We start from the raw sequence: 9,280 nt of genomic DNA, 5'->3' as shown, positions 1-9,280 counted from the left end.
GCGGCCGTCGGCGCCGACCGGGCCACGCTGGCCGGCAGCGGGCCGGTGTCGGTCGCGCATCACGCGCTCGCCGTGCCTGTGCAGGCGGGCCGGCTGGACGCTGCGAACGGCCCGTACGTGCTCGGGTTGCTCGACGCGGCGATCGACGGCGCACTGGCAGGCCGGTACGACGCGATCGTCACCGCGCCGCTGCAAAAGAGCACGATCAACGACGCGGGCGTGCCGTTCACCGGCCATACCGAATACCTGGCGGAGCGCACGCATACGCCGCGTGTCGTGATGATGCTGGCCGGTACCGGCCACCAGCCGCTGCGCGTCGCGCTCGCGACCACGCACCTGCCATTGAAGGATGTGTCGGCCGCACTCACGATCGACGGGCTCGTCGAGACGCTTGCGATCATCGATCGCGACCTGCGGCGCGACTTTGGCCTGGCCGCACCGCGCATTCTCGTGACGGGCCTGAACCCGCACGCGGGCGAGAACGGTTATCTCGGCCGCGAGGAGATCGACGTGATCTCGCCGGCGCTGGCCCGCGCGAATGCGCAGGGCATCGACGCGCGCGGCCCGTATCCGGCCGACACGCTGTTCCAGCCGCGCCATCTCGCCGATGCCGATTGCGTGCTCGCGATGTTCCATGACCAGGGGCTGCCCGTGCTGAAGTATGCGACGTTCGGCGAGGGCATCAACGTGACGCTCGGGCTGCCGATCATCCGGACGTCGGTCGATCACGGCACGGCGCTCGATCTGGCCGGCACGGGCCGTGCGGATCCGGGCAGCATGATCGCCGCGCTCGACACGGCCGTCACGATGGCGCGCCATCGCCGCACGGCCTGAAGCGGCCCGGCTTTACCTCTTTCGTCGTATTTTTCGTTTTACTCAGTCGATGTCGAACAGCAGACAGCACCAAGGCCATTTCGCGCGCAAGCGCTTCGGGCAGAACTTCCTCGTCGATCACGGCGTGATCGACTCGATCGTCTCGACGATCGGCCCCGCGCGCGGCCAGCGCATGGTCGAGATCGGCCCCGGGCTCGGCGCACTGACCGAGCCGCTGATCGAGCGCCTCGCGACGCCCGAGTCGCCACTGCATGCGGTCGAGCTCGACCGCGACCTGATCGGGCGCCTGCAGCAACGCTTCGGCGCGCTGCTCGAACTGCACGCGGGCGACGCGCTCGCGTTCGACTTCCGGTCGCTCGCGGCGCCCGGCGACAAGCCGTCGCTGCGGATCGTCGGCAACCTGCCGTACAACATTTCCAGCCCGCTGCTGTTTCACCTGATGACGTTCGCCGATGCGGTCATCGACCAGCACTTCATGCTGCAGAACGAAGTCGTCGAACGGATGGTCGCGGAGCCGGGCACGAAGGCGTTTTCGCGGCTGTCGGTGATGCTGCAGTACCGCTACGTGATGGAGAAGATGCTCGACGTGCCGCCGGAATCGTTCCAGCCGCCGCCGAAGGTCGATTCGGCGATCGTCCGGATGATTCCGTACGAGCCGCACGAACTGCCGGACGTCGATCCCGTGCTGCTCGGCGAAATCGTCACCGCCGCGTTCTCGCAGCGCCGCAAGATGCTGCGCAATACGCTCGGCGACTATCGCGAGACGATCGATTTCGACACGCTCGGCTTCGATCTCGCGCGCCGCGCGGAGGATGTGAGCGTGGCCGAATACGTCGGCGTCGCGCAGGCGCTCGCGGCGGTGCGCAAGGCCGGCTAAGGCGAGTCTCGCGCGCCGCGCCGGAGCGGATGTGCGGAAGAGGCTGCCCCGTGGGGCAGCCTTTTTTATTGCGCGGACGGGCGCGTGTTGCGCTGGGTCGTCATGCCCGCCGGCGTGCCGGTGCGTTGACGAGCGCGATGCCGGTCAGCACGAGCGCAGCCGCGGACATGAAGCGCCAGCCGACCGATTCGCCGAGCAGCAGCACGCCGAACGCAACGCCGAACAGCGGCGACAGGAACGTGAAGACGGACAGCCGCGATGCGCTGTAGCGCGTCAGCAGCCAGAACCACGACAGGTAGCTGACGAACGCGACGATCACCGACTGGTACGCGAGGCTCGCCACCGCGACCGGCGTGACGTGCGCGAACGACACCTGGCCGAACAGTGCGGCAAGCGCGACCAGTACGACCGCCGATACCGCGAGCTGGTAGAACAGCGTCTTGCTCGCGCTCGCCCGCGCAAGCGCCGTCGAGCGCACGACGACCGTCGTCGCAGCCCACATCGCGCCGCCGAGGATCCCGAGCGCGTCGCCGGCGAGCCCGGCCAGTACCGATGCGCCGGGTGCGCGCGGTTTCAGGAAGCCGTCCGCGAATGCGAGCGCGATGCCGGCGAATGCCAGGCCGACGCCGGCCCACTGCGTGCGCTGCAGCCGTTCGCCCGGTGCGAACAGGTGCAGGCCGAGCGCGGTGAAGCACGGTGCCGTGTACAGGAAGATCGCCATGTGTGACGCACTCGTCAGCGTCAGCCCGAAGAACACGCAGATGAATTCGCCGGCGAACAATGCACCGGCCGCGAGACCCGCGCCGAACGTGCCGTCCGCCTGGAACAGCGGCGTACCGCGCGAGCGCGCCCAGCCCCATAGCAGCACCGCCGCGATCACCGAGCGCAGCCCGGCCTGGAACATCGGCGCGATCGCGGCGTTGGTGCTCTTGATCGCGACCTGCTGGAAACCCCAGATCGCGCACAGCAGCAGCATCAGGCCGACGGCGCGCGTGTCGAGTGCGCGGCGCACGGGGGCGGCGGCGAGCGCGGTCATTGCCGGACCTCGCCGGTTCGGTACGACGGCTGCGGGATCGGGAGGGCGGCGCATCCGGCGCGCTCGAATCGGCGGTTTCGCACGGCAGTGTGGCTGTCTTGGGGGAGGGGTGGTCGCGTTCGGGCAGTGGGTCGCATGCCCGTTTTTGGTGCGAGGTGGAAGGATGTTACCCGATCGGCGGGATCGCCGGGCGAGCTGGATCGTGCCGTTTTCCGCCGTAGCGCGCGCGGGTTGGCGCCGATGGGCCGTATCGGCCGCGCTCCGGCTTTGAGCCCGCGGCTGCCGCCCCGGCAAGGCGCCCCCGGCCAGGCGCCCCCGGCGAAGTTCACCCGACTCTGGTAGAGTTCCCGGTTCTGGAAAGTCCCCACAGGAGTACAACCCATGCGATTGCTGCATACGATGCTGCGAGTCGGCGATCTCGACCGCTCGATCAAGTTCTACACCGAGTTGCTCGGCATGAAGGTGCTGCGCCGCGACGACTATCCGGAAGGCAAGTTCACGCTCGCATTCGTCGGCTACGGTGATGAAAGCGATAACACCGTGATCGAGCTGACCCACAACTGGGATACGCCGGCCTACGATCTCGGCAACGGCTTCGGCCACCTCGCGCTGGAAGTCGACGACGCCTACGCGGCCTGCGACAAGATCAAGGCGCAAGGCGGCAAGGTCACGCGCGAAGCGGGCCCGATGAAGCACGGCACGACCGTGATCGCGTTCGTCGAGGATCCGGACGGCTACAAGATCGAGTTCATCCAGAAGAAGGCGCACTGAGCGCCGGATGAACCGGGCTGCGGCATGCGATGTGCGCCGCAGCAGCAAAAAGGGCGATGCGGGGTGACCCGCATCGCCCTTTTTCGTGGGCGGCGACGCCCTACGCGTCAAAGCGACGGCAGCAGCTCGGGCGGGTGATGCTTGAGCGTGTGCCGCGCTTCGCGGAACTCGGGGAAGATCGATTCGACGGTCTGCCAGAAGGCCGGGCTGTGGTTCATCTCGCGCAGGTGCGACAGCTCGTGCGCGACGACGTAGTCGATGATCGACATCGGGAAATGGATCAGCCGCCAGTTCAGGCGGATCTTGCCGTCGCTCGAGCAGCTGCCCCAGCGCGTCGCGGCCGACGACAGCGCGTACATCGAATACGTGACGCCGAGTTTCTCCGCGTAGACCACGAGGCGTTCACCGAAGATCCGCTTGGCTTCGCCCTGCAACCAGCCCTGCACGCGATCCTTGATCTGCTGCATGTCGGCCTGCACGGGCAGCGGCAGCGAGAGCCGCAGCGCATCGGCGTCGAACGCGACGGCGCCCGCGCCGAGCGCGATCGTCACCGTCTTGCCGAGATACGGGAGCTGCGCGCCGTCGCGCCAGTCGATCTGCGGCAGCGCGCGCTGCTCGGTGCGGGTTTTCCATTCGGCGAGCTTCGCGAAGATCCAGCGCTGTTTCTCGGAGATCGCGGCTTCGATGTCGGCGAGCGTGACCCAGCGCGGCGCGGTGATCGACAGCCCGCTGCCGTCGATCGTGAAGCCGATCGTACGGCGCGCGGAGCGCTTCAGGCGGTATTCGAGTACGCGGCTGTCGAGTGCGAACGTCCGCACGCGCGAGCGGTCGGGTGCCGGGCCCGGATCGAGGGGCCCGGCGGGTGCCGCTTCGGGCGGCGCCGGCGGCGTGGCGGGCGCCGACGGTGCGGCGGCCGGCCCGTCGAAGAGCGGCAGGTCCATCTGGCGATGATCGAGGGCCACGACGGCAGGCCGTGGCCGCGGACGCTGTTTCATCAGTTCGCTTCTTTTTGTCGTACGCAACGGCTGCAACCTGGGGGCGTCAGACACGCGCGGCATCGCGCGTGCCGGCATTACCCGCCTGGCGATACGAATCGGGATCGATCCGGCGCATTTCCGCTTCGATCCATGCTTCGACCTGCGAGTTCAATGCATCGGGCGTCAACCCTTCGCTGGGGATCGGCTTGCCGATCGACACGGTGACGACGCCCGGGAATTTCGTGAACGAGTTGCGCGGCCACACCCGACCTGCATTGTGCGCGATCGGCACGACGGGTGCGCCGGTTTCGATCGCGAAACGCGCGCCGCCCGTCTTGTACTTGCCCTGCTTGCCGACCGGCGTGCGCGTGCCTTCCGGGAACATGATCATCCATGCGCCTTCCGACAGGCGCTTCTTGCCCTGGCGGATCACCGAAGTGAACGCGTTCTTGCCTTCCTTGCGGTTGATGTTGACCATGTGCAGCATCCCGAGCGCCCAGCCGAAGAACGGCACGTACAGCAGCTCGCGCTTGAACACGTAGCAAAGCGGCCTCGGCATCAGCGCCGGAAACGCGAGCGTCTCCCACGCGGACTGGTGCTTCGACAGCAGCACCGCCGGGCCGTCGGGCAGGTTCTCGTACCCTTCGATCCGGTAGCGGATGCCGTTCAGCCAGCGCACGACCCACAGCGTCGACTTGCACCAGCCGGCCGCCATCCAGTAGCGCGCGTCGGAGCGCATGAACGGAAAGGCGATGAAGCACGCGGTGGCGTACGGCACCGTGTACAGGATGAAGTAGATCAGCAGCAGCAGGGAACGGACGAAGCGCATCGGCGTAAGTCAGGCGTTAGGGAGGATGCGCGCGGCGGCTGCATCACTCGTGTTCGTGTGAAAGGAAATCGAGCGCGAACGCGCGCAGGTCGTCGTGAACCTTCGTGCCGGGCGGCAGGTTGCCGGCGGCGAGCGTCTTCTTGCCCTTGCCGGTGAGCACGAGGTGCGGCTGGAAGCCGACCGCGACGCCGGCCTGCAGGTCGCGCAGCGAATCGCCGACGACCGGCGTGTGACCGGGATCGATCTCGAAGCGCTCGGTGATCATCTGCATCATGCCGGGTTTCGGCTTGCGGCAGTCGCAGTGATCCTCGGCCGTGTGCGGGCAGAAGAACACCGCGTCGATACGTGCGCCGACCGCGGCCGCCGCGCGATGCATCTTCAGATGCATCTCGTTGAGCGTGGCCATGTCGAACAGCCCGCGACCGATGCCGGACTGGTTGGTCGCGACGACCACGCGATACCCCGCGTGGTTGAGCCGGGCGATCGCCTCGAGGGCGCCGGGCAGCGCGATCCATTCGTCGGGCGTCTTGATGAACGCATCCGAATCGACGTTGATCACACCGTCCCGGTCGAGGACGACGAGCTTTCGGTTGGGGCTGGTCGGCATCGTGCGGCCCTTATGCGGCGAGCTTCGAGATGTCGGCGACGCAGTTCATCTGCTGGTGCAGCGCGGACAGCAGCGCGAGACGGTTCGCGCGCAGTGCCGGATCTTCCGCGTTGACCATCACGTCGTTGAAGAACGTGTCGACCGGTGCGCGCAGCGCGGCGAGCGCCGACAGCGCGCCCGTATACGCGCGCGCCTCGAGCTGCGACTGCACGTGCGGCGTCACGGCCGCGAGCTGTTCGTGCAGCGCCTTCTCGGCCGCCTCGACGAGCAGCGTCGGCTGCACCGTGCCGTTCGCGCCGCCTTCCGACTTCTTCAGGATGTTCGAGATCCGCTTGTTCGCGGCCGCGAGCGCTTCGGCTTCCGCAAGGCGCGTGAATTCGCGCACCGCGTCGAGGCGTGCGACGAGATCGTCGACGCGCGTCGGGTTCAGGCTCAGCACCGCGTCGATTTCACCGGCCGAATAGCCGCGCTCGCGCAGCAGGCCGCGCAGGCGATCCATGAAGAACGCGAGGATCGCATCGGTCGATTCGGCCACGCCCGGCACGCCTTCGAAGCGTGCATGGGCCGTGCGCAGCAGCGACTTGAGATCGAGCGGCAGCTGCTTCTCGAGCAGCAGGCGCAGCACGCCGAGCGCGTGGCGGCGCAGCGCGAACGGATCCTTCTCGCCGGTCGGCGCGAGGCCGATGCCCCAGATGCCGACGATCGTCTCGAGCTTGTCGGCGAGCGCGACGGCGGTCGACACGGGCGTGGTCGGCAGTGCGTCGCCGGAGAAGCGCGGCTGGTAGTGCTCGGCGCACGCGAGCGCGACGTCGTCGGCTTCGCCGTCGTGGCGCGCGTAGTACGTGCCCATCGTGCCCTGCAGTTCCGGGAACTCGCCGACCATGTCGGTCAGCAGGTCGGCCTTCGCGAGACGCGCGGCGCGCTTCGCGAGCGTCGCGTCGGCGCCGATCACGGGCGCGATCTCGCCGGCTAGTGCTTCGAGGCGCTCGACGCGTGCGAGCGCCGAACCGAGCTTGTTGTGATACACGACGTTCGCGAGCTGCGGCACGCGGTCGGCGAGCGGCTTCTTCTTGTCCTGCTCGAAGAAGAACTTCGCATCGGCGAGGCGCGGGCGCACGACGCGCTCGTTGCCTTCGATGATCTCGCCCGGCGTCTTCGTCTCGATGTTCGACACGATCAGGAAGCGCGAACGCAGCTTGCCGGCGACGTCGGTCAGCGCGAAATACTTCTGGTTCGTCTGCATCGTGAGGATCAGGCATTCCTGCGGGACCTGCAGGAACTCGTCCTCGAAGCGGCACGGGTAGACGACCGGCCATTCGACCAGCGACGTCACTTCGTCGAGCAGCGACTCGGGCATCACGACGGTATCGCCATTCGCGTGCTCGTTCAGCTGCGTGCGGATCGTTTCGCGGCGATCGACGAAGTGCGCGATCACGTGGCCCTTGTCGCGCAGCGTGTCGGCGTACGCGCGCGCATGCTGGATCGCGACGAGGCCGTCGGACAGGAAGCGGTGGCCGAGCGTCGTGTCGCCGGCGTCGATGCCGAACGCGGTGACGGGCACGATGCGATCGTCATGCAGCACCGTCAGGCGATGCACCGGGCGCACGAACTTCACGTCGGAGCCGTCCGGGCGCTGGTAGGTCATGAACTTCGGGATCGGCAGCTTCGCGAGCGTTTCGTCGAGCGCGGCCTGCAGGCCGTCGGCGAGCGTCGCGCCGGCTGCCGAATAGTTGATGAAGAACGCTTCGGCCTTGCCGTCCTGCGCGCGCTCGAGATCGGCGATCGACAGGTTCGGGTGGCCGAGCGCCGCGAGCTTCTTCGCGAGCGGGGCGGTCGGCTTGCCTTCGGCGTCGAGCGCGACCGACACGGGCAGGACCTTTTCGCGGACCTGCTTTTCAGGGGCGACGGCGCGTACGTTCTGCACGACGACGGCAAGGCGGCGCGGCGTGGCGTAGCGTTCGAACACGAGTTCGCCTTCGACGAGGTCGCGCGCCGCGAGGCGTTGCGCAAGACCTTCGGCGAATGCGTCGCCGAGGCGCGCGAGGGCCTTCGGCGGCAGCTCTTCGGTCAGGAGTTCGACGAGCAGGGGGGCGGGATGATTGTGCGTCATGATTGGAATGAATCTCGTCTCGTCAGTCCTGATCGATCTTGCGTTCGACCTTGAGCGGCGGCGCCCACGCCGGCTGTGCGGCGTCCTGGGCGTCGGTGGTGAGGCCCGGCACGCCCGGCGGGTTGCCGAGCATCGGGAAGCCGAGCTTCTCGCGCGAGTCGTAGTAAGCCTGTGCGACGAGACGCGACAGCGCGCGGATGCGGCCGATGTACGCCGCGCGCTCGGTGACGGAGATCGCGCCGCGTGCGTCGAGCAGGTTGAACGTGTGGCCGGCCTTCAGCACGAGCTCGTACGCGGGCAGCGCGAGCTGCGCGTCGATCATCTTCTTCGCTTCCGCTTCGTAGCTGTTGAAGAACGTGAACAGCAGGTCGACGTTCGCATGCTCGAAGTTGTAGGTCGACTGCTCGACCTCGTTCTGGTGGTAGACGTCGCCGTACGACAGGCGGCGCAGCTCGGGGCCGTTCGGGCCTTGCTCTTCCCACTCGGTCCACACGAGGTCGTACACGTTCTCGACCTTCTGCAGGTACATCGCGAGGCGCTCGAGGCCGTACGTGATCTCGCCGAGCACCGGCTTGCATTCGAGGCCGCCGACTTCCTGGAAATACGTGAACTGCGTGACTTCCATCCCGTTCAGCCACACTTCCCAGCCGAGGCCCCACGCGCCGAGCGTCGGGTTTTCCCAGTCGTCCTCGACGAAGCGCACGTCATTCTGCTTCAGGTCGAAGCCGAGCGCCTCGAGCGAGCCGAGGTACAGGTCGAGGATGTTTTCCGGCGCCGGCTTGAGCACGACCTGGTACTGGTAGTAGTGCTGCAGGCGGTTCGGGTTCTCACCGTAACGGCCGTCCTTCGGGCGGCGCGACGGCTGCACGTACGCGGCGCGCCACGGCTCGGGGCCGACCGCGCGCAGGAACGTGTGGACGTGCGACGTGCCTGCGCCGACTTCCATGTCGATGGGCTGGAGCAGGGCGCAACCCTGCTTGTCCCAGTAGGACTGCAGCGTCAGGATGATTTGCTGAAACGTAAGCATGAAGAGCCTTCGTGGCGCTGGCGCTCCGTTGCGGGCGGCGCTCCGGGCGGGCCCGGAGGGTCGGCTCGCGCGGCGGCGCGGCTTGTTAGTGTGCTGAAACGCGTAATTTTACCGGATCGGCGAGCGGATGCGGCCGGAACGCGGGCGGGCGCACCGTCGGCCCCGTTCTTGCGGCCTGCCCGGGAGCTCGGAAGAGCGTCGTGTCGGGAAAA

9 protein-coding genes are annotated in these 9,280 nt (G+C 67.7%); 3 read left to right on the top strand and 6 right to left on the bottom strand.

From position 1 onward, the window contains the following. Together pdxA and rsmA are read left to right on the top strand one after the other, a co-directional pair. A partial coding sequence (gene pdxA / locus G3O00_RS36135) for a 4-hydroxythreonine-4-phosphate dehydrogenase PdxA (RefSeq protein WP_206145857.1) occupies positions 1-834 on the top strand: 834 nt, incomplete at its 5' end. A gap of 49 nt (positions 835-883) precedes the next feature. Beyond that, positions 884-1,711, top strand: coding sequence for a 16S rRNA (adenine(1518)-N(6)/adenine(1519)-N(6))-dimethyltransferase RsmA (gene rsmA / locus G3O00_RS36130; RefSeq protein ID WP_071335053.1), 828 nt, complete (start codon positions 884-886; stop codon positions 1,709-1,711). A gap of 100 nt (positions 1,712-1,811) precedes the next feature. Here the strand turns inward: rsmA and G3O00_RS36125 are convergent, their stop codons facing one another. After that, positions 1,812-2,747: a DMT family transporter gene (locus tag G3O00_RS36125; RefSeq protein ID WP_206145856.1), complete on the bottom strand. Its 936-nt coding sequence runs from the start codon at positions 2,745-2,747 to the stop codon at positions 1,812-1,814. A 381-nt stretch (positions 2,748-3,128) separates the two neighbouring features. On the opposite strand from G3O00_RS36125, the gene gloA reads away from it, so the two are divergent. Further along, positions 3,129-3,518 (top strand): lactoylglutathione lyase, encoded by a 390-nt coding sequence (gene gloA / locus G3O00_RS36120; protein WP_011353138.1) that lies wholly within the window; start codon positions 3,129-3,131, stop codon positions 3,516-3,518. Positions 3,519-3,625: 107 nt separating this feature from the next. Here gloA and G3O00_RS36115 read toward each other — a convergent pair whose 3' ends face one another. Genes G3O00_RS36115 through glyQ form a run of 5 tightly spaced genes read right to left on the bottom strand, consistent with a single transcriptional unit; the run spans position 3,626 to position 9,068 of the window. Further along, on the bottom strand, positions 3,626-4,513 hold the full coding sequence (locus G3O00_RS36115) for a SprT family zinc-dependent metalloprotease (protein WP_206145855.1): 888 nt from the start codon (positions 4,511-4,513) through the stop codon (positions 3,626-3,628). Positions 4,514-4,559: 46 nt separating this feature from the next. Beyond that, positions 4,560-5,324: a lysophospholipid acyltransferase family protein gene (locus tag G3O00_RS36110; RefSeq protein WP_011353136.1), complete on the bottom strand. Its 765-nt coding sequence runs from the start codon at positions 5,322-5,324 to the stop codon at positions 4,560-4,562. A gap of 43 nt (positions 5,325-5,367) precedes the next feature. Beyond that, positions 5,368-5,931: a D-glycero-beta-D-manno-heptose 1,7-bisphosphate 7-phosphatase gene (gmhB, locus tag G3O00_RS36105; protein WP_011353135.1), complete on the bottom strand. Its 564-nt coding sequence runs from the start codon at positions 5,929-5,931 to the stop codon at positions 5,368-5,370. A gap of 10 nt (positions 5,932-5,941) precedes the next feature. Beyond that, the gene (glyS, locus tag G3O00_RS36100; RefSeq protein WP_206145854.1) at positions 5,942-8,041 is read right to left on the bottom strand and encodes a glycine--tRNA ligase subunit beta; all 2,100 of its coding nucleotides are present in this window, start codon (positions 8,039-8,041) and stop codon (positions 5,942-5,944) included. Positions 8,042-8,063: 22 nt separating this feature from the next. Further along, the gene (gene glyQ / locus G3O00_RS36095; protein WP_006477868.1) at positions 8,064-9,068 is read right to left on the bottom strand and encodes a glycine--tRNA ligase subunit alpha; all 1,005 of its coding nucleotides are present in this window, start codon (positions 9,066-9,068) and stop codon (positions 8,064-8,066) included. Between the last annotated feature and the right edge of the window lie 212 nt (positions 9,069-9,280).

Origin of the sequence: Burkholderia sp. Ac-20384, from assembly GCF_017104605.1 — a bacterium.
Classification (GTDB): Bacteria; Pseudomonadota; Gammaproteobacteria; order Burkholderiales; family Burkholderiaceae; genus Burkholderia; species Burkholderia lata.
This window is presented reverse-complemented; position numbering and strand designations above follow the sequence as displayed.